The organism is Phenylobacterium sp., assembly GCF_036677185.1.
Lineage (GTDB): Bacteria > Pseudomonadota > Alphaproteobacteria > Caulobacterales > Caulobacteraceae > Phenylobacterium.
The window spans coordinates 69638-92258 of record NZ_JAKFEN010000018.1 but is presented as its reverse complement, the minus strand read 5'-3'; the positions used below and the strand labels follow the sequence as shown (position 1 = coordinate 92258).

The window sequence follows — 22621 nt, the reverse complement described above, 5'->3', positions numbered from 1 at the left end:
GCTCACGAACTGAAATCGGGGGCGGAGATGTCGACACGCAAGGTGTTCGCTCGGGATACGCGCGGCAACGTCGCCGTCCTGTTCGCGTTGGGCTTGCCGCTGGTGATCGGCGGATCGGCCCTCGGGATCGAGACCACCTCCTGGTACTTCAAGTATCAGGCGATGCAGTCGGCGGCGGACGCCGCGGCCTATGCGGCGGCGATCGAGGATCGGTCGGGCTCGTCGGAAGCCGAAATCCAGGCGGTGGCCAACCTTACCGTCAGCGACAACGGCTTCGATATCGGGCCCGGCACGATCCAGGTGACCCGGACGGCTCAGAATGGCGGTGGCCAGGTCGAGGTGATCCTGCGCGACCAGGCGCCTCGATACTTCAGCGCCTTCTTTCTGAAGAACGACGTGACGCTGTCGAGCCGCGCCGTGGCGACCTACAACTCCGCCGCCAGCGCCTGCCTGCTGGCCCTGGATCCGACCGCCGGCGCGGCGGCGCAGTTTTCCGGCAGTTCGATCCTGACCCTGGACGGCTGCAGCGTCATGTCGAACTCAGTCGCCGCGAACGCGGTCAATGTGCAGGGCTCGGCCAAGCTGTCCACGGACTGCGTCATCGCCGTAGGCGGAGTCACGGCCACCACCGGCCTGACCATGAGCGAGTGCGACGCCCCGATGACCGAGCAGACGCCGGTCGCCGACCCCTACAAGAACGTGCCCGCGCCGACGCCCAGCGGTAGCTGCAAGCCGGTCCCGAACAATGGGACGCTCAACCCCGGCCGCTACTGCAGCGGCCTGACCGCCAAGGGAAACCTGACCCTCAATCCCGGCGTCTACTACGTGGAGGGCGACTTCACGGTGAACGCCACCGCCAGCGTCACCGGCTCGGGAGTGACCATCTACACGACGAACGGCGGCTACGTGAAAATGAACGGCTCGGCCCATGTGGACCTTACCGCGCCGGCCAGCGGCGCCTATTCGGGCATCCTGTTCTTCGGTGACCGAAACACCGTGGGCGGGAGCAACAAGTTCCTCGGCGACGCCAGCTCCCAGATGACCGGTGCGATCTACTACGCCTCCCAGGAAGTCGACTACCAGGGCAATTTCTCCGGGCAGAACGGCTGCACCCAGGTCGTGGCGCGCATCATCCAATGGACGGGGAACGCCACCGTCGGCGTCGACTGCAGCGCCTTCGGCATGACCGCTATTCCCCTGCTCAATCTCGTGAGGCTGACGGCATGAGCACCTTCCTTCGCGCCTTCCATCGTGACCGCCGCGGCGTGGCGGCCATCGAGTTCGCGCTCATAACGCCGGCGATCGCCCTGCTGGCGGCAGCATCCTTCGCCGTCTGGCAATTCGCCGAGGGTCGCCAGGAGATGCGCAGCGCCCTTGAGGTTGGCGCCCATTACTACATGAACGGCGGATCGGATGACGCGGTCGCAGCCACCCTGGCCCGGTCCAACTGGCGCAACAGGCCCGAGACGGGCGTCATCGTGACGGCGCGGGCCTGCCGCTGCGGCGAGGTCGTGGTGGCCTGCGCCAGCCTCTGTCCGGCCAGCCGCCCGCCGGCGGTCTATGTCACCCTCTCGGCCACGGCGCCCCTGCATCGCGATGGCCGCGAAGTCACCGATCGGACGGTGGTCCGTGTCCGCTAGGCTTCGGAGAGCATTTCGGGCCGCGGCGAGCGAGGGCGGAACCTCGGCCGTCGAGTTCGCCTTGGTGGCGCCCGTCATGATCATGCTGCTTCTGGGCATCATGCAGTTCGGCTGGACGCAGCACAGGCTCTCCAGCGTCCGCAGCGCGATGGAGCGGGCCAACCGCGCCTTGCTGATCGATCCGCAGCTCACCCAAGCCGCGGCGCAGGCCATCGTGACGAGCCACCTGGACACCACCGCCAACACCGATGTCACCGTCACGCTCACGACGGAGACCATCGCCGCCGGCAAGGTCGCGCGGCTGACCACCCTCTATGTCGCCGAGTTCGGCGTCCCCGGGCTCGCCACGTTCAGCATTCCCTTTCGGGTCAACAAGACCACCGTCCTCAAGGCGGCGACCTAGCCCTGGCTACTTCGGCAGGGCGAGCGAGGCCTGGGCGAAGGCATAGCGCCAACCCTCGGGCGTGCGCACATAGGTGTCGCTGAACCACAGGCGGCGATCGAAAGCGCCCTTCTCGTTGACGCCCTTCACCCAGAGCCGCGCGGTCACCACCGCGGTGTCGCCCCAGATCCGCACCACCTGGGTGCCGGGATCCTCGTCCTGCTGCTCATAGGTGATCGAACCGGCCCGGGCCTCCTTCAGCAGGTCGTCGCGCGAGACCGTGCGGCCGTCGCCCAGCACCAGGGTGAAGTCGTCGTGCAGGATCGCGTCCATGGCCGCGGCGTCATTGCGCTTCACCGCGGCCTGGTAGGCCAGGTCGAGGGCCGCGACGGCCCTGCGGTCGTCCTCGGGCCCAGCCCGCGCCACGCCGGGGACCACGAAGGCCGCCGCGGTGGCGAGGAACAGGCTCAGCATTTTCGAGTCCATGGGCGGTCCTCCTGGCGTCTCGGGCCGCAGAGCCTAGCGGCCGCGGGCGCCACGGGCTTTCAGCTTCTTCAGGTTCGCCGACCTGAATTTTCCGATAGCGCCGGGACTGCGCCGGGGGTCATGTTCGCCCCGTGAACCAGCGCCCCTGCCCCGACGCCTTCCACGAAACGCGGCGGCGTCTTATCGAAGGCGGGCCACTGCGCGTGGACATCGCCACGGCCCACGGCCTGACCGCCGACTGGACGGCCGAGGTGCTCTCGGACGAGCGCCAGATCCTGATCCCCATCGCCAGCACCTTCTCCTTCAAGGCCGGCCGGCGCGAGGCGATCTGCGATCCCAACCAGGTGCTCATGATCTCGCCGGGCCTGGTCTCCCGCGACCGCCGGCTGGCTGATGACGACGTGCGCGCCATCATCCTCACCCTGTCCGAGGAGCACCTGGAGGAGCTGGTCGGCGAAAGCCTCGCCCGGTTCGACGAGTTGACCATCCCGGCGTCGCACACCGCCCAGCGGCTGGCCGCGGCCCTGATGCGCGGCGAGGGCGAGGATGGCCTCAGCATCGAGGACGCCGCCCTGCGCCTGCTGTGCTCGGCGCTAGGCGCGCCGTCCCGCGCCGATCCCCTGGGCCCGCGCCCGCTGCGGCTTGTCGCCGCCGTCAAGGAGATGCTGGCCCAGGCCTCCGAGCCCCTGTCGCTGACCCGGATCGGCCGGGCCCTGGGGGTCTCGCCGGTCTATCTGTCGGAGATCTTCCACCGCGCCGAGGGCACGCCCATCGGCCGCTACCAGCGCAGGCTGCGCCTGACCCGCGCGCTCGCCCTGCTGCCGGAGACCGAGGACATCGCGGGCCTGGCCCTGGACCTGGGCTTCTCCAGCCATAGCCACTTCACCGCCGCCTTCCGCGCCGCCCACGGGGTCACGCCCTCGGCCTATCGCGGGACGCCGCCACGGACGGCCCGGCGGCGTTAGAAGCCCTTGGCCATCATCCCGGCCAGCACCTTGTCCGGGGTCATCGGATAGTCGCGCAGCCGCACGCCGGTGGCGTTGTAGATGGCGTTGGCCACCGCCGCGCCCGCCCCGCAGATGCCCAGTTCTCCGACGCCCTTGATGCCCATCGGATTGGCCTTGTCGTCGGCCTCGTCCAGGAAGATGGCGTCCAGGTCGACGATGTCGGCGTGGCTGGGCACCAGGTACCCGGCCATGTCCTGGTTGATGAACGAGCCATAGCGCGGGTCGACGGCGTTGCCCTCGGTCAGCGCCGTTCCGACGCCCCAGATCATGCCGCCGGTGACCTGGCTCTTGGCGGTCTTGGCGTTGAGGATGCGGCCGGCGGCGAACACCCCGAACATCTTGCGCATCCGCACCTCGCCGGTGACCGTGTCCACCCCCACCTCGGCGAAGTGGGCGCCATAGGTGTGCTGGGAATAGTCGCGGGCGTCGGCGGCCGGGCTGATGGAGCCCTCCACATAGACCCCCTCGGGCGCGGCGCGGGCCACCAGGGCGGCCAGGCCCTCGGTGCGGTTCTCGATGCCGATCAGGCCGTTCTCGAAGGTGACGTACTCGGCCGGTCCGCCATAGAGCGGCGAGTTGGGGTCGCCCACCGCCAGTTCGGTCAGCGCCCGGCGCAGGTTCATGCCCGCCTCATAGGCCGCCGAGCCCGCCGTGGCGGCCCCGAACTGGCCGCCGGAGCCCGGCGCCGGCGGGAACTCGGAGTCGCCGATCTCCACCTTCACCTTGTCCATGGAGACGCCCAGGGTCTCGGCGGTGATCTGGGCCAGGATCGTATAGGTGCCGGTGCCGATGTCGGTCATGCCTTGGCGCAGCGTGATGGTCCCGTCGGCGTCGATCCGCACCCCGGCCTTGGCCGGCAGCAGGAAGTTGCCGCGGATGGCGCAGGCCATGCCCATGCCCACCAGCCAGCGCCCGTCGCGGACCTGGCCGGGCTTGGGATTGCGGCGGTCCCAGCCGAACCGCTGGGCGCCCTCGGTCAGGCATTGGACCAGTTGGCGGATGGAGAACGGCTTGCCGGTCTCCGGGTCCACGTCGGGCTCGTTGCGGATGCGCAGCTCGATGGGGTCCATGCCGAGCTTCTCGGCCAACTCGTCCATGGCGCATTCCAGGCTGAGCATGCCCGGCGCCTCGCCCGGCGCCCGCATGGGGCCCGCCCCCGGCAGGTCCATCTTCACCAGACGATGGCCGGTCAGCCGGTTGGGCGCGGCGTAGAGGTTGCGCGAGAAATTGGCCGCGTGCTCGGTGAAGATCGCATTGCGGGCGCAGTGGGTGGTCGCCTCCACCGCGAAGGCGGTCAGCCGGCCGTTCGGTTCGGCGCCCAGGCGCACGCGCATGATCACCGCCGGCCGGTGGATGGTGCCGTGGAACATCTGCTGGCGGGTGTAGGCGATCTTCACCGGCCGCCCGAGCTCCCGCGCGCCCAGGGCGGCGAGGATCAGGTCGTCATAGGGCTGGCCCTTGCCGCCGAAGCCGCCGCCGATATAGCGGGTCAGCAGGTGGACCCGGTCGCCCGGGATGGCCAGGGTCTCGGCCAAGGCATGCTGGCCGCCCTTCACCATCTGGATCGAGGTGTGGACCGTGACCTTGTCGCCGTCCCACCAGGCGAGCGTCGCCACGGGCTCCATTTGCACGTGGTTCTGGACCGGGCTGACATAGGTCTCGTCGATCGTCACCGGGGCCGATCCGTAGGCGGTCGGGAAGTCGCCGATATGGACATCTTCCTCGCCCGGAGGCTGGTCAGCCTGGTCCAGGCTGGCCACGAAATCCACAACCGCCGGCTCGGCCGCGTACTCGGCTTCCACCAGGTTGGCGGCGGCCCGCGCGTTCTCGAAGGTGTCGGCGACGACGAAGGCCACCGACTGGCCGAAATACTCGATCCGGTCGCCCACCAGGGCGGGATTGGAGGCCCGCTGGCTGCGAGGGTTGGCACGGCTGCCGCGCGAGGCCTGGGCCGGGACGTTGTGATGCGTCCAGACGAACTGCACGCCGGGGGAAGCCTCCGCCGCGGCGGTGTCGATGCGCGTGATCCGGCCGCGTGCTATCGGCGCGGTCACCAGATAGCCATAGGCGGGCGGCGACGGGGCCTCGACCTCATAGGCGTAGGGGGCGTTCCCAGTGACCTTCAGCTTGCCCTCATAGCGATCGACCCCCTTGCCGATCAGCCCGCCGCGGTTCTCGGTGATGGGGTTGGGCGCGGCCCAATCCTTGACGGAGCTCATGCGCCCCTCCCTTGCTCGGCGAGCGTCGCCACCGTCAGCCGGCGGATGACATCGATCTTGAAAGCGTTGCGGCCATTGGCCCGGGCGCTCGCCAACTCGGCCTCGACGGCCTCGGCGGGCGAAGCGCCGGCCGCCAGCGCCGCCTCGGTCTTCTCGGCGCGCCAGGCCTTGTGGGCCACGGCGCCGAAAGCCACCTGGCCGCCGGCCACAGCCACACTGGCAAGCCCCCCGGCGTAGGAGGCCCGGTCGCGGACCTTGGCGTAGGCCTGCCCGCCCTTGGGCGGCGGCGGCAGGATCACGGCGGTGATCAGTTCGCCGGGCGCGAGGTCGGTCTCGATCTGCGGGGTGTCGCCGGGCGGGCGGTGCAGGTCCTGCACGGCGCGGGTCCGCGAGGACCCGTCCGGCGAAAGGATTTCCACGCTGGCGCCGAGCGCGGCCAGCGCCACGGCCATGTCCGAGGGGTGGGTGGCGATGCAATGGTCGCTGGCGCCGAAGATGGCGCTGTTGCGATTGAGGCCCTCCAGCGCGCCGCAGCCCGAGCCGGGCTGGCGCTTATTGCAGGGCTTGGTGGTGTCGTAGAAATAGGCGCAGCGGGTTCGCTGCAGCAGGTTGCCGCCCACCGTGGCCTTGTTGCGAAGTTGGCCCGAGCCGCCCGAGACGATGGCCTGGACCAGGACAGGATAGAGGGCCCGCACCGTGGCGTCGGCCGCCACCTGGCTGTTGGTCGCCGCCCCGCCCAGCCGGACGCCCCCGTCGGCGGCCTCGATCCCCGCCAGCGGCAAGCGGCCCACATCCACCAGATGGGTCGGCCGCTCGATGTCGAGCTTCATCAGGTCCAGCAGGTTGGTGCCGCCGGCGAGGAACTTGGCCCCCGGGGTCGAGGCCACGGCCTTCACGGCCGATAGGGCGTCGGCGGCGCGTTCGTAGGTGAAGGGCCTCATGCGGCGTCTCCCGCCACGTCGCGGATCGCCGCCAGGATCTGGGGATAGGCCGAGCAGCGGCAGATGTTGCCGCTCATCCGCTCGCGGATCTCGCCGTCGGTGAGCGAGATGGCGCCGGTCAGGTCGTCCGTCGCCTGGCTGGGCCAGTTGTCGGCAGCCTCCTTCAGCATGCCCACCGCCGAGCAGATCTGGCCCGGCGTGCAGTAGCCGCACTGGAAGGCGTCCTGGTCCAGGAAGGCGACCTGCATCGGGTGCAGAGCCGCTTCGGTCCCGATGCCTTCGATGGTGGTGATCTCGTCGCCGTCGTGCATGACCGCCAGGCTAAGGCACGAATTGATCCGCACCCCGCCCACCAGAACGGTGCAGGCGCCACACTGGCCGTGATCGCAACCCTTCTTCGAGCCGGTGAGCTGCAGGTGCTCGCGCAGGGCGTCCAGCAGCGTCGTGCGCGGATCGAGATCGAGCGTCCTCGCCTCGCCATTGACGGTCATTGTCGTCTTCATGTCGCCTCCCCAGGCGGGCCGCCGCAGTCCGGCGAACCAGGAAATAATTCTAGCTCGGCTCTCCGGGAGCCAGCGCCTTGACCGAAAGGGCGTGGATGGGCCCGTTCAATTCTTCAGCCAGGGCCTTGTAGACCATACGCTGGCGCGCCACCTTGGGCGCTCCAGCGAAGGCCGCAGCCTCGATCAATACGTTAAAATGACTTTCTCCCCCTGGTGTCGCGCCCGCGTGGCCGGCATGCCGGTCGGAGTCGTCCTGGATTTCCAGGCGGGTGGGCGAGAACGCCGCGGTGAGCTTGTCGTGGATGGTCTCAAATATGGCGCCCATCGGCATCAAGTTCAATTCTTGAAAGGGACTCTAGGAGCCTCATACTTGGGTCATGGCCGGCGCGTTTCAATACAAGCCTAAGTTCGTCGACATCCGGGTGCGTCCGCCGACCCCCGAAGAGGCCGCACAGGCCGATGACGACGTCTATGCGCTGAAGCCCGGGGAACGGGCTTGTGACCATGCGGGGTGCCGCCTGGCCGCGACGGCGCGCGCGCCGAAATCCCGCGACATGCTCAACGAGCACTATTGGTTCTGCCAGGGCCACGCGGCCGAATATAACCGCCAGTGGAACTTCTTCGCCGGGATGAGCGAGGGCGAGGTGCGTCAGCGCCAGGCCCAGAGCGCCGCCGGCGACCGCCCGACCTGGGAGTTCAAGGCCAGCCGGTTCTCCCGCGAATCGGCGGCGGCCAGCCACAACTTCGGCAAGGGCCAGGGCTATCGCGATCCGTTCAACCTGTTCGGTGGCGGCGGACCCAACGCCCGCGTGGTGACACCCGAAACCCGGCGAATCGGCAAGCTGGAGCGCAACGCCCTGGCCGACCTCGACCTCGAGGACTCCGCCGACGCCCCGAAGATCCGCGCCCGCTACATCGAGCTGGTGAAGCGCTGCCACCCCGACAGCAACGGCGGCGACCGCTCGGCCGAACACAAGCTCCAGCGGGTGATCAAGGCCTATCAGGTCCTGCGCAAGGCCAAGATGGCCTAAATCTCCGCGGCGGAAGGACCAAGGCCGTCCCATGACCAGCGCCGCGCCCGATCCCCTGAAGACACCCGACCCGACCTGGGCCCAGGGCCTGGCGGCGGCCATGGCCCGCGCCGGGGTTAGTCCCGACGCCATCTCGGCCGGCAGCGTGGCGTTCGCGGTGCTGGGCCTGGTGCTGTTCATCGCCGCCGGCTTCGCCGAGGGCCTGTCGCGCGGGGCGCACCTGATCGGGGCGGGGGTCTGCATCCAGTTGCGGCTGCTCTGCAACCTGCTGGACGGCATGGTGGCCGTCGAACACGGCAAGGGCGGCACGTCCGGCCCGATCTGGAGCGAGCTGCCCGACCGCATCGCCGACGCCCTGTTCCTATTGGGGGCCGGATACTGCGCCGCGGCCTCGGGCATGGTGTTCGCCGCCCCCCTCGGCTGGGCCGCGGCGGTGCTGGCGGTGCTGACCGCCTATGTCCGCGAGCTGGGACGCGGCCTGGGCTTCGCGGCCGACTTCTCCGGCCCGATGGCCAAGCCGCACCGGATGGCCGCGCTCACCGCCGCCTGCGCGGTGGCCGCCTTCGAACCCCTGTGGGGCTGGCGGGGCGAGGCCCTGATGGTCGGGCTGTTCGCCATCGTGCTGGGCGCGATCTGGACGGTGGCCCGGCGGACCCGGACCCTGGCGGCGCGGCTCGCCGCGAAAGGTTAGCCGTCAGACCGGAACGTCGCCCGCGACCGTCGTGCGGTGCATGACCCGCAGGTGCCCGTCATAGCCGCCCTCGGCGAAGTGGACGGTGCAGCGGTTGTCCCACATCAGCAGCATGTCCTGCTCCCATTTGTGGCGGTAGACGAACTGGTCCTGGACGATGTGGGCGAACAGGAAGCCGAGGATCGCCTGGCTCTCGGCCACCGCCATGCCCTCGATCCCCACCGTGTAGACCGGGCTGACGAACAGCGCCTTGCGGCCGGTGACCGGATGGGTGCGCACCAGGGGATGGGTGAGCGTCTTGTCGGCTTCGGGCGAGACGATGATCTCCATGGTCCGCTTGGCGGTCTCCTTGGCGAAGATCCCCTGGGTCCCGTAGGCGCGGGTCGCCGAATGGACCGCCCGCACCCCCTCCAGCATCTTCTTCATCACCGGCGACAGGGCCTCATAGGCTCGCGAGCAGTCGGCGAACAAGGTGTCGCCGCCCACCGGGGGGATCACCTGGGAGCGCAGCAGGGTGGCGGCCGGCGGCGTCGTCTGGAAGCTCCAGTCGGAATGCCAGCCCGCGCCGAAATTGGTCGCTTTCTCGTCGGGCTCGCGGCGCAGTTCCAGGACGTTCGGGTGGCCGGGCATGGGGGCGATGAAGGGATCGACCCCGAACGGACCGATGGTCTGGGTGAAGGCCTCCAGCGCCTCCAGCGACAGGGGCTGGCCGGGGAAGGCCACCACCGAATGACGGGCCCAGGCGTCCTTCACGGCGGCGAGGGCGGCCGGCGCCAACGGCCGCGACAGGTCCACGCCCTCGATCCGGGCGCCGAAGCCGCTCTCCTGCTGCGTGACGACGATCTCGGCGACCTGGCCCATGACGTTTCCTCCGGTTCGAGGCTCACCCTAGGCCGGTCGGCTTGGCCCTGCGCGCCGAAGATTTGACATCACGCGCCACGGGACTTGGCTCTGGCTGGCGCATGGCTTCTAGTCGGCTCATGCGTGGCGCCTCGACGATCATGGCGGGCTGGATGAACGCGGCCCTCGACGGCCTAGTCCGCGAGGGCCTGGACCGGCGCGCCCTGACCCATGGCCTGCGCGGCTTCGAGGCGGGCTTCGTGGCCCGCGACTCCCGCGTCGACGTGGCCTCGGCGCGCCGGCTATGGCGGCGCGCGGCCGTGCTGCACCCCGATCCCCTGCTCGGCCTCAAGGTGGGCGCGGGCCTGCCGGTGCAGGCCACAAACGTCGTGGCGATCATCGGCGCCCACAGCGCCACGGTCGGCGAGGCGCTCACCCGGCTGCTCCGCTACCAGCAGCTGGTCAGCAACAGCGGCGTCTACCACGCCGCCCAGGAGGCCGAGGGCCTCCGGCTGAGCTATGTCCCCGCCGCGAGCCCGGTGGAAGTCCACCGCCTGCAGGTCGAGTCGGTCCTGGGCTCCACCGCCGGCCGCCGGGCCGGGCTGAACGGATCGGGCGTGCGGCCCAGGCGGGTTGTGCTGATGACAGGCGCCCCGGCCCCGCGAGCGGTCTACGAGGACTTCCTGGAGCTTCCGGTGGAGTTCGGGCCCCGCGCCGGCCTGGTCTTCGCGCGGGAGGATCTGGCCCGGCCAATCCCCGGCGCCGACCCGCGGCTGCTGGAGTTGAACATGGCTTATGCCGAGGGCCTGCTGCGCGACCAGGACCGCGACGAAGCCCTTTGCGCCCACGTCCAGGCGGTGATCCGCCGCGCTGGGTTCGAGACCGCCACCGCCTCGGCCGCGGCGCGGGAACTGGGCCTGTCGGTCCGCAGCCTGCAACGGCGATTGGCGGAGGCCGGGGTCAGCTTTTCGCAGCTTCGCGACGAGACGCGGATGCGCGAGGCCATGCTCCTGCTCACCCAGTCGCGCCTGTCGCTGGCGGAACTGGCGCGGCGCCTGGGCTATTCCCAGGAGAGCGCCTTCTCCCGCGCGGTCAAAGCCTGGTGGGGACTGACCCCACGGAAGCTGCGGCAGGATGCGGAAAGCGCCTGAGCCACACCGGAGGCTGAAGTCGCCTTGAGCCCGCAAACTGCCGTTTGCATTGACCGCGTAACCCTGTAATCGAAGCCCGCCATGACTTCTTTCGCCGATACCCAAGACGACAAGCTGATCGCGTTGGTCCCGGACAGGAAGGTCTCCATTCGCGAGGCCTTCGGCGTGGACAGCGACATGACCGTGCCCGCGTTCTCGACGCGTGACGCCCACGTGCCCGATCTGGACACCGCCTATAAGTTCGATCCGGAGACGACCAAGGCCATCTGCGCCGGGTTCGCCTTTGATCGCCGGGTGATGGTCCAGGGCTATCACGGCACGGGCAAGTCGACCCACATCGAGCAGGTGGCCGCGCGCCTCAACTGGCCGCTGATCCGGGTGAACCTGGACAGCCACGTGTCGCGTATCGACCTGGTCGGCAAGGACGCCATCGTCCTGAAGGACGGCAAGCAGGTCACCGAGTTCCGCGAAGGCATCTTGCCCTGGACCATCCAGCGGCCGGTGGCCCTGGTGTTCGACGAATACGACGCCGGCCGTCCGGACGTGATGTTCGTGATCCAGCGCATCCTGGAGGCCCAGGGCAAGCTGACCTTGCTGGACCAGAACCGCGTGATCCGGCCCAACCCGTTCTTCCGCCTGTTCTCCACGACCAACACCATTGGTCTGGGCGACACCACGGGCCTCTATCACGGCACCCAGCAGATCAACCAAGGTCAGATGGACCGCTGGTCGATCGTCACCACGCTGAACTACCTGGCCCACGACGTGGAAGCCGAGATCGTGCTCGCCAAGTCGCCCCACTACGACAATCCCGAGGGCAAGCGGACCATCGCCGCCATGGTCCGCGTGGCCGACATGACCCGCAACGCCTTCATGAACGGGGACATCTCCACGGTCATGAGCCCGCGGACGGTGATCACCTGGGCGCAGAACGCCGAGATCTTCGGCGGCGACCTGGCCCTGTCGTTCCGGATGACCTTCCTGAACAAGTGCGACGAGCTGGAGCGCGGCACCGTCGCCGAGTTCTACCAGCGGGCGTTCGGGCAAGACCTGCCGGAAAGCACGGCTCGGGTGCGGGTGGCTTAGAGGCCGCTCCCAAACTCGTCATCCTCGACCGCGCCCACGGGCCCGGTCTTTGGCCCGGTCCGAGGACAGGCTCCGCGCGTATCGGGGATTCATAGACGCCGCAGACAATCCGCTGGCCCGGAGGTCATGGATGGCCGGGACTTGCGCCCGGCCATGACGAACGTGTGTGGGGTGGAACCCTAAGCCGCCAGGACCGGCAGCGCGCGGATGTCCTGCATCCGCCCGCCGACCGGTTCGGTCTGCAGGCGGCAGATGGCCGGCCCGGTGACGAACGGGATGGAAAAGGCGATGCAGGCGTCCAGCTCGACCTTGTTGCGGACATTGGTGACCGCCGCCCAGATCCGCTTCTGCTTGAACAGCGGCAGCCGTTCGGCGAAGCGGCGCAGGGCGACCAGCCGGGTTCTGGTGTCGCCTTCGGGCAGGACCAGGGTGACGCTGGTCACCGCCTCGTGCGGCAGCTTCTCGACCTCGAAGCCGGGGTCGGGCGTGCGCAGGTCGATCTTGATGAAATAGCGCTCCAGCGTTGTGCGAAGCTGGCGAAGCGCCGTGAAGGCCGGGTCGCGCGGCACGTCGTAGACCGCCGCGGCGAGCTGCGGTCGCAGGTCCGACGGCAGCGCCTGGAGCAGGGTCTCGTAGTCCGCCCGTGAGCTGGACCGGATGATGTTGGAATAGCAGATCGGCAGGTAGAGCATCCCGGTGACGCCGGGCGGCTCCAGATAGCGCAGGGCCGCCTCGACGCAGTCGCGATCGAAGGCCTCCGGCTCGCGGGGCATGTGGTCGGCGCCTTCCACCAGGGTCAGGTGCGTCCGGGCGGTTCCCGGGGTCGAGCTCACCACGTCGCCGACGAAGAGGCCGCGCGGTGTGAAATAGATCCCCTGCAGACCCACCAGCTGCGGCAGGGCCTGCTTCAGCAGTTCCCCCGCGTCGGCCATCGGGTCCTGGCCGATCATCACGTGCTGCTCGACCCAGCCCGGGCCGCTCGACCGAGAGACCTTCGGCTTCGGCGGGGCCTCCTTGGCGACGCGCGCCGCCGTCTGTTCGGCGGTCTCGATCCGGCTGAGCCGGCCGCCAGGCGGCAGCAGGCTGGGATCGGTCATGGCGCGGGCGACGGTGGCGGCGTCCAGGGCGGCGAAGGCGGTCACCGCCTCCGGCGGCCCCTCGAACAGCAGCAGGCCGACCTCGCCATCCTCGGCCTCGCCGAACAGCTTGATCTGCAGTTCGTCCGACAGCCGGGCGAGCTCCTCCACGTTCATCTCGTCGGAGCCGGGATCGGTCAGCAGGAAGGAGTAATGGGTGAGCGGCGCGAACTTGCGCGGCCACAGCCAGCGGCTCTCGAGATAGGCCGAAGCGAACTTGGCCACCAGCGGGCCCAACGTCGCCGCGGGGATGCCGGTGCGATCGGCTTCGACGGCCACTCTCAGACAGGCCACCGCGGTCAAACTTCTCTCCCAATCAATGCGCTAGGACTCATCGCAACCCTTGCGTGAATGTGTAAATGGAGTGTGACGTTCCACCAGGGTGCGACACTGACGCCACGGGACCCTTCCCTCCCCCATCGCCTGCGCGCTATGACGATAGGACCATGGCGAAGAATCCGGAAAGCCCTATCGAGCCATTCAAGCGCGCGCTGGCCAACGCCGCGCGCTCGCTCGCCGAGATGCCCGACCTGGAGATCGTCTATTCCGGCGAGGGGCCGCAACTCACCGGCAAGCGCGCGGTCTTGCCGCACCCCCCGCGCGACCTCACCCCGGCCGACGCCTCGCGCATCCGCGGCCTGGCCGACCAGATGGCCCTGCGCATCGCCCACCACGATGTCGCCGCCCACAACAAGGCGCGGCCGGCCTCGGCCCTGGGCGCGCCGGTCTATGACGCCCTGGAACAGGCCCGCATCGAGGCGGTCGGCGCCAACGCCCTCGGCGGGGTCAAGGACAACCTGCGCGCGGTGCACGAGCATGCCTGGGCCAAGAAACCGCTGAACCAGCTGGAGGCCCTGGCCAATCCGCCGATGGCCGACGTGGTGGGCCTGCTGGCCCGCGAGCGGATGACCGGCGAGCCGCCGCCGGCCATGGCCAAGGCCCTGGTCGACCTGTTCCGCGCCGAGGTGGAGAGCAAGGCCGGCCCCGATCTCGACAAGCTGGCCGACGCCTTCCACGACCAGAAGGCCTATGCCCGCATCGCCCGGACCATCCTGCGCGACCTCTCCATGGGCGACGACCTCTCCGACGCCCCCGACCAGTCCGACGAGGACGAAGAGGGCGACGAGGGCGAGAGCGAGGCCAGCGATGATGGCGACGAGGGCGACGGCGAGGGCCAGTCGCCGCAGCAGACCTCCATGGACGACAGCGAAGCGACCCATCGCGAGAGCGAGGACGCCGACAGCCAGGCCATGCAGGCCGACGACGATTCCGACGCCGAGGACAGCGACGAGCCCCCCGAGATGGGCGACGGCGAGCAGCCGGCCCGTCCCGACCTGAAGGGTGAGGGCAAGCAGGCCACCTATAAGATCTTCACCACCGCCCATGACGAGGTGGTCGCCGCCGAGGAGCTGTGCGACGCCGAGGAGCTGACCCGGCTGCGCGCCTATCTCGACCAGCAGCTGGCCAGCCTCTCCAGCGTGGTCTCGCGCCTGGCCAACAAGCTGCAGCGCAAGCTGATGGCCCAGCAGAACCGCTCCTGGACCTTCGACCTGGAGGAAGGGATCCTGGACGTGGCGCGCCTGACGCGGGTGATCACCGATCCCACCGCCTCGCTGGCCTTCAAGGAGGAGGAAGACACCGAGTTCCGCGACACGGTGGTCACCATCCTGATCGACAATTCCGGGTCCATGCGCGGTCGGCCGATCATGGTGGCGGCGGTCTGCGCCGACATCCTGGCCCGCACCCTTGAGCGTTGCGGCGTGAAGACCGAGATCCTGGGCTTCACCACCCGGGCCTGGAAGGGCGGGACCAGCCGCGAGGACTGGCTGAAGGCCGGCAAGCCCGCCCAGCCGGGCCGGCTGAACGACCTGCGCCACATCATCTACAAGGCCGCCGACGCCCCGTGGCGCCGGGCGCGGCGCAATCTCGGCCTGATGATGCGCGAGGGGCTGCTGAAGGAGAACATCGACGGCGAGGCCCTGATGTGGGCGCACCAGCGGCTGATGGGCCGCTCCGAGCAGCGCCGCGTCCTGATGGTGATTTCCGACGGCGCGCCGGTGGACGACTCGACCCTGTCGGTGAACTCCGGCCACTACCTGGAGCGCCACCTGCGCGAGGTGATCGGCGAGATCGAGGCCAAGAGCCCGGTCCAGCTCATCGCCATCGGCATCGGCCACGACGTGACCCGCTACTATCGCCGCGCCGTGACCATTGTCGACGTGGAGCAGCTGGCCGGCGCCATCGTCGATCAGCTGGCCGAACTGTTCGACGAGGAGGTCCGCCGGGTCACCCGCAAGAACGCCAACCTGCTGCAGCCGCCGCCCAACACCCAGGGGCCGCAGGGACCCGCCGCCCGGCGCTCGACCTTCAAGGAAGTGCGGAGAGCCGTCGCGTGAGATCGGGACTGGTCCTGGCCGCGGCGCTCGCGCTTTCGGCCTGCGCCCAGCCCGTGACCTTGCCAGCCTCGCCGGTCGCGGCGGGACCCGGGATCGCCATCGCCGCCACGGCGGTCGCCCTGAACCCGCAGGATCCGGACCAGGACCGCGTTGGCGCCTTCCGCTACGCCGGCGGCCTGGTGCTGTCCTCGCCCGACACCGCGCGCTTCCACGGCCTGTCCGACCTGGCCATCGGCGCCGGCGGGGCGGTGACCTCCGTCAGCGACGAGGGCGACCTGATCAAGGCCCGGCTGGTGTTGGACAAGGCCGGACGGCTGGCCGGTCTGACGGACGGACGTGTCGCGGCCCTGACCAATCCCGACGGCAAACCGCTGCAGGGCAAGCAGGAGGGCGATTCCGAGGGCCTGGCCCTGCTGGCGGGCGGCGACCTGCTGGTGAGCTTCGAGCAGCGCCATCGCATCTGGCTCTATCCCGCCGCCGGCGGCCCGCCGCGGCCGGCGCCCATGCCGGAAGCCGCCTTCCCCGACAACGGCGGGCTGGAAGCCCTTGGCCCGGACCCCGCCTCGGGCGCCGACGCCTATGTGGCCGGGGCCGAGGAGAGCGGCCAGACCTGGACCTGCCGGGTCTCGACCAGCTGCACGCCAGGTCCGGTCATCGCCAAGCCGCCGGAGTCCGGCCTGGTGGCGGTCGCCCGCCTGCCGCAGGGCCGCACCGCCTGGCTGCTTCGCGCCTGGGACCCCGTGCGCGGCAGCCGGGTCAGCCTGGTGGTGCGCGACGACAAGGCCGAGGTCGCCCGCATGGACCTGGCCAGGCCGCTCACGGTCGACAATTTCGAGGCCCTGGCGGCGGTCCCCGCCAAGGACGGGACCATTCGGTTCTACCTGCTTTCCGACGACAATTTTCAGAGCTCCCAGCGGACCCTGTTGCTGGCGTTCGACTGGAAGCCGTAGGGCCCTCGCCTATTCCGGAACCCAGACGAAGCCGTCGGCCTCGGCGCGGACACGTCCGACGCCGGGGAACGGGAAGTGCGGCGCGTAGAGTCGGAGGTTTCCGTCCGCCGCCCGCTTGAACAGGGCGCGGCGGCTGGCCTGGGCGGTGGGGGCGTCGCCGTCATAGTCGATGGTCCAGTCGGGCTTGCGCACCGAAACGACGAAATGGTGGGCCGCGTCGCCGATATAGAGCAGCCGTTCCGCGCCCGAGGCGATCTCGTAGGCGCTATGGCCCGGCGTGTGGCCTTTCACCGCGACGGCGGTCACCAGGCCGGGCAGGATGACGGCGCCGGGCTGGAAGGCCGCGACCTTCGGGGCGATGGCGGCGACGGTCGGCGCGAGGCTGGCGTCGGCCTGCATCGCCTGCCACTCGGGGGCGGAGATATGGATCGCGGCGTTGGGGAAGGCCAGCAGGCCGCTTCCCAGCACCAGGCCGCCGATGTGGTCGCCGTGGCTGTGGGAGATGAAGATGTCGGTGACCTGGGCGGGCTGGACCCCGGCCGCGGCCAGCGAAGCGGAGAGCTTGCCGGCCTGGGGCGCCCACGAGACCCCGGCCGCGCCGGCGTCGAACAACAGGACCTTGCCCTCGCCGCGCACCAGCAGCGGCTGGATGCTGAGGTTGAGGATATCCGTCGGTTGTCCGGCGGCCTTGAGCAGGTTGGTGACGTCGCTGGCAGGCCGCCCGATCCCGAAGGTCTTGCCGTCATTGGGAACCAGGAGCACGCCATCCTTCAGGGCCGTCGCATCGAGTGCGCCGATCTTGAAATTGAAGACGTCGGCGGACGGAGCGGCGGCCGGCGGTGCGGCGGGGGCGGCGGGCTCGCTCTTCGGCGAGCATCCGGCCAGGGCGATGAGCGCGGCCAGGGCCGCGACGGTCTTGCTTGGGATCATGGCGACGCCTCTCCAGGTCTGCTCGACGCAGACATAGGCCCAAGCACTCCACGCGCCAGGGCGCACGTCAAAACAAAAAGGCCGCCCCGAGGGACGGCCCTTTCGAAATCCGATGAGCTTGGGCTCAGGCGGCGGCGGTTTGCGCCGCGAGCTTGGCCTTCACCTGCTTCTTGATCTTCAGCGCGCGCGGCGAGAGGTTCTCGTCGCGGGCCTTGATCAGGAACACGTCCAGGCCGCCCCGGAAGTCCAGGGTGCGCAGGGCCGCGTTGGTGATGCGCAGGCGGAAGGTCTGACCCAGCGCGTCCGACTGCAGCGTGGCGGGCGCCAGCGCAGGCAGGAACCGACGCTTGGTCTTGATATTCGAGTGGCTCACATTGTGGCCGACCATGGGGCCGATACCGGTGAGTTCGCAACGACGCGACATGGCTTCTGACCTACGCGAGAAATAAGGATGCGGCGGGCGGACCCGCGCGAGAGCCGGCGATATAGGCGAAGGCTGCGTCCGGCGTCAAGGCGGACCGGCCACGGAAGCGGTCATCTTGGGCCCGGAAGGCCAAAAAACCGCAAGCGGGACCGGAACGCGTTTGTGCCTCGGGGCCTTTGAGATACAATAGCTTGTAGGGAACAAAGGCTGAATCGAGCGGAGTCGCCGATTCGGTCACGGTTCGTTTCGGCCGTGTTCCGCAGGTTCCCCTGTTCACGTTAACCGCGAATCTCCAAGCCGCCGCGGAAGCGGGGAGGCCCGCACCTCGGGCCTCCCGACTTGCTAGCTCAGCACCACCAGAACCACGCGGCGATTGGCCGAACGGCCGGCGCGGTCGGTGTTGGGCGCCACCGGAACTTCCTCGCCATACGAGATGGAGGACATCCGGTTCAGGGCGACGCCCTGCTTGTTCAAGGCGCGGCGCACGGCCTCGGCCCGGTCGGCGCCCAGCTGCTCGTTGTAGGCGTTGGTGCCGGTGGCGTCGGTGTGGCCTTGCACTTCGACATAGACATTGCGGTTCTCGGCCTTCAGGCGCTCGGCCAGGGCGGCGATCCGCGCCTCGGCTTCCGGCGACAGGCTGGCCTTGTCGAGGGGGAACTTCACCGCGTCGTCCGACAGGACCACGGTGTACATGAACTTGCCTTCGGCCAGCTTGCCGGCGGCGACCGCGCGTTCCAGCGCTTCACGGGAAGTCCGGTCCAGCTCGCCGATCCGGGTCTCGTGGGCCGCGACCTTGGTGTCGACAACGCCGACCTGCTCATTGACGTACTTCTTGGTGGCGCAGCCGCCGAGGCTCAGCGCGCCCAACAGCAACGCGCCCATCACCACCACGTTCGTCTTCCTGGTCTTCATCTTTTTCTCCCTCAAGGGTCTCAGCACGCCAATCCGGCCTTCGGATCTCTCCGGCGTCGGTGCGTGCTGACGCCTTAAAACGGCCGTTTGGTGACATGGTTGCGGCGGGGAGTTGGCTCAGCTTGACCGTAGTTAACGGCGGCCGACGCTCCAGCAACCCCTTGCACAGGACTCGGTTCGCGCATATTAATAACTGACCAGTCAGTTATTAGGGGCCGCGACATGCTTCCCGCGGGCGGACCGAAATTCAAGCGACGCAAGGCGGAGCGGCCCGACGAGATCGTCACGGCCGCCTTCGAGATCTTCTCGGAGAAGGGCTTCGCCGCGGCGCGCCTGGACGATATCGCCGCCCGCGCGGGGGTCTCGAAAGGGGCGATCTATCTCTACTTCGCCACCAAGGAAGACATTTTCCGCGCGGTGGTCGAAATGGGCGTGGCGCCCAACCTAGGTCTGATCCAGGCCAATATCGCAGCACATCCGGACTCTTTTCCCGACCTCATACGGGGCGCGGTCAGCGTCCTGGGCCAGATGATCGCCACCACTCCCATCGGCGGCATCGTCAAGATGGTGATCGGCGAGTCACGCAACTTCCCGGAACTGGCGCGGACCTGGCACGACACCCTGATCCGCCCGGCGCTTGGCGCCATGACCCTGGCGATCACCGCCGCCCAGGCCCGCGGCGAGCTGCGGCCGGGCGATCCGCGCCAGTACGCCCTCTCTCTTGTCTCCCCCATGCTGGTGGGCGTCATCTGGCGCGAGACCTTCGAGCCGGTCGGGGCCGAGCCCTTCGACATACCGGCGCTCGCCAGGCAGCACGCCGAACTGTGGTTGCGCGGCATGCTCGTCCAGCCGGAGGCCCAACCATGAAGCCGCAACGCCTGCTGGTCGGAGGCCTGCTCCTCACCGCCGCGACCGTCATCACCGTGATCTGGGTCGCACCCCGGCTCTCCCAGCCCAAGGCCCTGACCGGCTATGTCGAGGGCGAGCCGCTCTATCTGGCCGCGCCGGTGGCCGGCAGCGTCCACCAGGTCTTCGTCCAGCGGGGCGACCGGGTGATCGCGGGCCAGCGGCTGTTCGTGGTCGACCCCGCCCAGCTCAAGGCCCAGCGCGACCAGGCCCAGGCCGAGGTCGAGACCGCCCGAGCCCAGGCCCAGGACGTCCGCAAGGGCCAGCGCGCCGTGGAGCTGGCCGTCTTCGACGCCAACATCGCCGCGGCCGACGCGCGTCTGCGTGACGCCGCCGCCGACCTGCGCCGGATCCGGCCCCTGGTGCGGCAAGGCATTTACGCCCCGGCCCGGCTGGACGACTCCCAGTCGGCCCATGACGCGGCGGCCGCCCAGCTCGCCGCCGCGCGCCGCCAGCGGCAGGCCGCCGCCCTGGGCGCTCGTGACGACCAGATCCGCGCCGCCGACTCCCGGGTCGAGCAGGCCGGCGCTGTCCTCGGCGCCGCCGACGCACGGCTGACCGACATCGCCCCCCTGGCCCCCGGCGCGGCTCGGGTCGAGGAGGTGTTCTTTCAGCAGGGCGAATGGGCGCCCGCCAACCAGCCCATCGTCGCCCTCCTGCCCGACGACCGGATCAAGCTGCGGTTCTTCGTCCCCGAGCGAGACATCGCCGCCTATCGCCCCGGCGGGGTGGTGGCCTTCACCTGCGACGGCTGCAAGGCCGGACTGACGGCGAAGATCACCTTCATCAGCCCGCGGCCCGAGTTCACCCCGCCGATCATCTACAGCCGCGACGCCCGCGACCGGCTGGTCTACCTGGTGGAGGCCAGGCCCTCGGCGCGGCTCAATCCCGGCCAGCCCGTGGACGTCGAACCGATCGGCGCCGGCAAATGACCCTCGCCATCGACGTCCGCGGCCTGAACAAGAGCTTCGGCGACAAGCACGTCGTGCAGAATGTATCCCTGCAGGTGGAGGAAGGCCGGATCTGCGGCTTCCTCGGCCCCAACGGCTCGGGCAAGACCACCACCCTGCGCATGCTCTGCGGCCTGCTGACCCCCGACAGCGGCGAGGGCACGGCGCTCGGCCTCGACATCATCACACAGGCCAACCTGATCAAACGTAGCGCCGGCTACATGACCCAGAAATTCTCGCTCTACGAGGACCTGAGCCTCGAGGAGAACCTGCAGTTTTCGGCGCGCGTCCACGGCCTCGACCACCGCAAGGACCGGGTTGACCGGGCGCTGGAGCGCCTGGGCCTGATCGAGCGGCGCGGCCAGCTCGCGGGCTCGCTCTCCGGCGGCTGGAAGCAGCGGCTGGCGCTCGCCACCGCCACCCTGCACGAACCCAAGCTGCTGCTGCTGGACGAGCCTACCGCCGGTGTCGATCCCAAGGCTCGGCGCACGTTCTGGGACGAGATCCACGCGCTGTCGGCCGAGGGCCTGACCGTGCTGGTCTCCACCCACTACATGGACGAGGCCGAGCGCTGTCATGAGATCGCCTACATCGCCTACGGAAAGCTCATCGCCCGCGGCACGGCCGACCAGGTGATCGCCGACACCCAGCTCGTCACCTTCAACGGCGAGGGCCCCGGCATCGACCGGCTCGCCGCCGAGATCGCCAAGCGGGACGGGGTCGAGATGGCCGCGCCGTTCGGTCAGTCCCTGCACGTCTCAGGCACGGACCGCGCGGCCCTGGAGGCCGCCATCGCCCCCTATCGCCGCGAACCGTTCCGCTGGACGCAGGTCGAGCCCAGCCTGGAGGACGTCTTCATCCGGCTGATGGACCAGTCGGAGGACAATTTCCGATGAACGGCTTCTCCCCAACGCGGGTCTTCGCGGTCATGGTCAAGGAGTTCAAGCAGCTCACCCGTGACCGGGTCACCTACGCCATGATGCTGGGCCTGCCGGTGGTCCAGCTGCTGCTGTTCGGCTATGCGATCAATTCCGAGCCGCGCCATCTGCCCACCGCCCTGCTGGTGCAGGAAGACAGCGTCTTCGCCCGTTCGATCACCTCGGCCCTGCACAACAGCGCCTATTTCGACCTGGTCGCCCAGGCGCGCTCGCCCGCCGAGCTGGACGAGATGGTCCGGCGCGGCGACGTGCAGTTCGCCATCACCGTCCCCGGCGACTTCACCCGGCGCGTGGCGCGGGGCGACAAGGCCCAGATCCTGGTCGAGGTCGACGCCGCCGACCCCTCGGCCACCGGCGCCGCTGTGGCGGCCCTGGCCGCCCTGCCCAACCAGGCCCTCGTCAACGACCTTAAAGGCGCCCTGAGCCCCCGGGCGATGGGCAAGGCTCCCTTCGAAGTCGTCGTCCACCGCCGCTACAATCCCGAGGCCATCACCGCCTACAACATCGTCCCGGGTCTGCTGGGGGTCATCCTCTCCATGACCCTGGTGATGATGACCGCGCTCTCGGTCACCCGCGAGGCCGAGCGGGGCACCATGGAGAGCCTGCTGGCCACCCCCGTGGAGCCGCTGGAGGTGATGGTCGGCAAGCTGGCCCCCTATGTGGTGGTGGGCGTCGTCCAGACCGTGATCATCCTGCTGCTGGCCCGCTTCCTGTTCGACGTGCCCATGCTAGGCGGCTGGCTCGGGCTGACCCTGGGGATCAGCCTGTTCATCGTCGGCTCCCTGGCCCTGGGCTTCCTGATGTCGACCCTGGCGCGCTCGCAACTGCAGGCCATGCAGATGAGCGTCTTCTACATCCTGCCCTCGATCCTGCTCTCGGGCTTCATGTTCCCCTTCCGCGGCATGCCCGCCTGGGCCCAGGCCATCGGCGAGGCGGTGCCGGTCACCCACTTCCTGCGGGTGGTGCGCGGCGCCCTGCTGAAGGGCCAGGGGATCGAGGACATGTGGCGCGAGCTGCTGGCCCTGGTCGCCTTCGTCTGCGTTGTGACCGCGCTGGCCATGGCGCGCTATCGGCGGACCCTGGACTAGGGCGGCGCGCGCAT

General features: G+C 69.4%; 24 protein-coding genes. 14 read left to right on the top strand and 10 right to left on the bottom strand.

Going from position 1 to position 22621, the window contains the following annotated elements; genetic code table 11:
- Positions 1–27 precede the first annotated feature (27 nt).
- The 3 genes from V6M51_RS08955 to V6M51_RS08945 are packed head-to-tail and all read left to right on the top strand — an operon-like array spanning position 28 to position 2043.
- A complete protein-coding gene (locus tag V6M51_RS08955; protein ID WP_332766456.1) occupies positions 28–1227 on the top strand; it encodes a pilus assembly protein TadG-related protein in 1200 nt (399 codons plus the stop codon).
- Positions 1224–1640 carry a TadE/TadG family type IV pilus assembly protein gene (locus V6M51_RS08950; protein WP_332766454.1) on the top strand — a complete coding sequence of 139 codons (417 nt, stop codon included), beginning with the start codon at positions 1224–1226 and terminating at the stop codon, positions 1638–1640. The genes V6M51_RS08955 and V6M51_RS08950 overlap by 4 nt, the downstream gene beginning before the upstream one ends.
- Entirely contained in the window at positions 1561–2043 is a 483-nt protein-coding gene (locus V6M51_RS08945; RefSeq protein WP_332766452.1) for a TadE/TadG family type IV pilus assembly protein, read from the top strand. The genes V6M51_RS08950 and V6M51_RS08945 overlap by 80 nt, the downstream gene beginning before the upstream one ends.
- A gap of 6 nt (positions 2044–2049) precedes the next feature.
- Here V6M51_RS08945 and V6M51_RS08940 read toward each other — a convergent pair whose 3' ends face one another.
- Positions 2050–2508, bottom strand: a complete 459-nt coding sequence (locus tag V6M51_RS08940) for a nuclear transport factor 2 family protein (protein ID WP_332766450.1) — start codon at positions 2506–2508, stop codon at positions 2050–2052.
- A gap of 203 nt (positions 2509–2711) precedes the next feature.
- Between V6M51_RS08940 and V6M51_RS08935 the strand changes: the two genes are divergently transcribed.
- Positions 2712–3473, top strand: coding sequence for a helix-turn-helix transcriptional regulator (locus V6M51_RS08935; protein ID WP_332766448.1), 762 nt, complete (start codon positions 2712–2714; stop codon positions 3471–3473).
- Here the strand turns inward: V6M51_RS08935 and V6M51_RS08930 are convergent.
- From V6M51_RS08930 to V6M51_RS08915, 4 genes are read right to left on the bottom strand one after another with little or no spacing between them, the layout of a single operon-like run.
- Complete coding sequence (locus tag V6M51_RS08930) at positions 3470–5734, bottom strand: xanthine dehydrogenase family protein molybdopterin-binding subunit (protein WP_332766446.1); 2265 nt, start codon at positions 5732–5734, stop codon at positions 3470–3472. The genes V6M51_RS08935 and V6M51_RS08930 overlap by 4 nt on opposite strands.
- Positions 5731–6675 carry an FAD binding domain-containing protein gene (locus V6M51_RS08925; protein WP_332766445.1) on the bottom strand — a complete coding sequence of 315 codons (945 nt, stop codon included), beginning with the start codon at positions 6673–6675 and terminating at the stop codon, positions 5731–5733. The genes V6M51_RS08930 and V6M51_RS08925 overlap by 4 nt, the downstream gene beginning before the upstream one ends.
- A complete protein-coding gene (locus V6M51_RS08920) occupies positions 6672–7178 on the bottom strand; it encodes a 2Fe-2S iron-sulfur cluster-binding protein (RefSeq protein WP_332766443.1) in 507 nt (168 codons plus the stop codon). The genes V6M51_RS08925 and V6M51_RS08920 overlap by 4 nt, the downstream gene beginning before the upstream one ends.
- Positions 7179–7227: 49 nt before the next feature.
- Positions 7228–7503: a BolA family protein gene (locus V6M51_RS08915; protein WP_332766625.1), complete on the bottom strand. Its 276-nt coding sequence runs from the start codon at positions 7501–7503 to the stop codon at positions 7228–7230.
- Between the two features lie 52 nt (positions 7504–7555).
- Here V6M51_RS08915 and V6M51_RS08910 point away from each other — a divergent pair, with 52 nt between their 5' ends.
- Together V6M51_RS08910 and V6M51_RS08905 are read left to right on the top strand one after the other, a co-directional pair.
- Positions 7556–8209: a J domain-containing protein gene (locus V6M51_RS08910; RefSeq protein WP_332766442.1), complete on the top strand. Its 654-nt coding sequence runs from the start codon at positions 7556–7558 to the stop codon at positions 8207–8209.
- Between the two features lie 31 nt (positions 8210–8240).
- Entirely contained in the window at positions 8241–8900 is a 660-nt protein-coding gene (locus V6M51_RS08905) for a CDP-alcohol phosphatidyltransferase family protein (RefSeq protein WP_332766440.1), read from the top strand.
- Positions 8901–8903: 3 nt separating this feature from the next.
- Here V6M51_RS08905 and V6M51_RS08900 read toward each other — a convergent pair whose 3' ends face one another.
- Positions 8904–9761, bottom strand: a complete 858-nt coding sequence (locus V6M51_RS08900) for a TauD/TfdA dioxygenase family protein (protein WP_332766438.1) — start codon at positions 9759–9761, stop codon at positions 8904–8906.
- A gap of 101 nt (positions 9762–9862) precedes the next feature.
- On the opposite strand from V6M51_RS08900, the gene V6M51_RS08895 reads away from it, so the two are divergent.
- Both V6M51_RS08895 and cobS read left to right on the top strand, forming a co-directional pair.
- A complete protein-coding gene (locus V6M51_RS08895) occupies positions 9863–10891 on the top strand; it encodes an AraC family transcriptional regulator (protein WP_332766436.1) in 1029 nt (342 codons plus the stop codon).
- An 81-nt stretch (positions 10892–10972) separates the two neighbouring features.
- Positions 10973–11977 (top strand): cobaltochelatase subunit CobS, encoded by a 1005-nt coding sequence (gene cobS / locus V6M51_RS08890; RefSeq protein WP_332766435.1) that lies wholly within the window; start codon positions 10973–10975, stop codon positions 11975–11977.
- Positions 11978–12156: 179 nt separating this feature from the next.
- Here the strand turns inward: cobS and V6M51_RS08885 are convergent, their stop codons facing one another.
- Positions 12157–13416 carry a hypothetical protein gene (locus V6M51_RS08885; RefSeq protein ID WP_332766433.1) on the bottom strand — a complete coding sequence of 420 codons (1260 nt, stop codon included), beginning with the start codon at positions 13414–13416 and terminating at the stop codon, positions 12157–12159.
- Between the two features lie 143 nt (positions 13417–13559).
- Between V6M51_RS08885 and cobT the strand changes: the two genes are divergently transcribed.
- Together cobT and V6M51_RS08875 are read left to right on the top strand one after the other, a co-directional pair.
- A complete protein-coding gene (gene cobT / locus V6M51_RS08880) occupies positions 13560–15509 on the top strand; it encodes a cobaltochelatase subunit CobT (protein ID WP_332766431.1) in 1950 nt (649 codons plus the stop codon).
- Positions 15506–16459: an esterase-like activity of phytase family protein gene (locus V6M51_RS08875; RefSeq protein WP_332766429.1), complete on the top strand. Its 954-nt coding sequence runs from the start codon at positions 15506–15508 to the stop codon at positions 16457–16459. The genes cobT and V6M51_RS08875 overlap by 4 nt, the downstream gene beginning before the upstream one ends.
- Positions 16460–16468: 9 nt before the next feature.
- Here V6M51_RS08875 and V6M51_RS08870 read toward each other — a convergent pair whose 3' ends face one another.
- From V6M51_RS08870 to V6M51_RS08860, 3 genes are all read right to left on the bottom strand, one after another.
- Positions 16469–17389: an MBL fold metallo-hydrolase gene (locus V6M51_RS08870; protein ID WP_332766427.1), complete on the bottom strand. Its 921-nt coding sequence runs from the start codon at positions 17387–17389 to the stop codon at positions 16469–16471.
- A gap of 124 nt (positions 17390–17513) precedes the next feature.
- Entirely contained in the window at positions 17514–17813 is a 300-nt protein-coding gene (gene rpmB, locus V6M51_RS08865; RefSeq protein ID WP_305676483.1) for a 50S ribosomal protein L28, read from the bottom strand.
- A 342-nt stretch (positions 17814–18155) separates the two neighbouring features.
- A complete protein-coding gene (locus V6M51_RS08860; protein WP_332766424.1) occupies positions 18156–18725 on the bottom strand; it encodes an OmpA family protein in 570 nt (189 codons plus the stop codon).
- 222 nt (positions 18726–18947) lie between these two features.
- On the opposite strand from V6M51_RS08860, the gene V6M51_RS08855 reads away from it, so the two are divergent.
- From V6M51_RS08855 to V6M51_RS08840, 4 genes are read left to right on the top strand one after another with little or no spacing between them, the layout of a single operon-like run.
- The gene (locus V6M51_RS08855) at positions 18948–19592 is read left to right on the top strand and encodes a TetR/AcrR family transcriptional regulator (RefSeq protein ID WP_332766422.1); all 645 of its coding nucleotides are present in this window, start codon (positions 18948–18950) and stop codon (positions 19590–19592) included.
- Positions 19589–20563 (top strand): HlyD family secretion protein, encoded by a 975-nt coding sequence (locus tag V6M51_RS08850; protein WP_332766419.1) that lies wholly within the window; start codon positions 19589–19591, stop codon positions 20561–20563. Before V6M51_RS08855 ends, V6M51_RS08850 begins: the two co-directional genes overlap by 4 nt.
- Positions 20560–21477, top strand: a complete 918-nt coding sequence (locus tag V6M51_RS08845) for an ABC transporter ATP-binding protein (RefSeq protein WP_332766417.1) — start codon at positions 20560–20562, stop codon at positions 21475–21477. The genes V6M51_RS08850 and V6M51_RS08845 overlap by 4 nt, the downstream gene beginning before the upstream one ends.
- Complete coding sequence (locus tag V6M51_RS08840; RefSeq protein WP_332766415.1) at positions 21474–22607, top strand: ABC transporter permease; 1134 nt, start codon at positions 21474–21476, stop codon at positions 22605–22607. The genes V6M51_RS08845 and V6M51_RS08840 overlap by 4 nt, the downstream gene beginning before the upstream one ends.
- Positions 22608–22621: the final 14 nt, after the last annotated feature.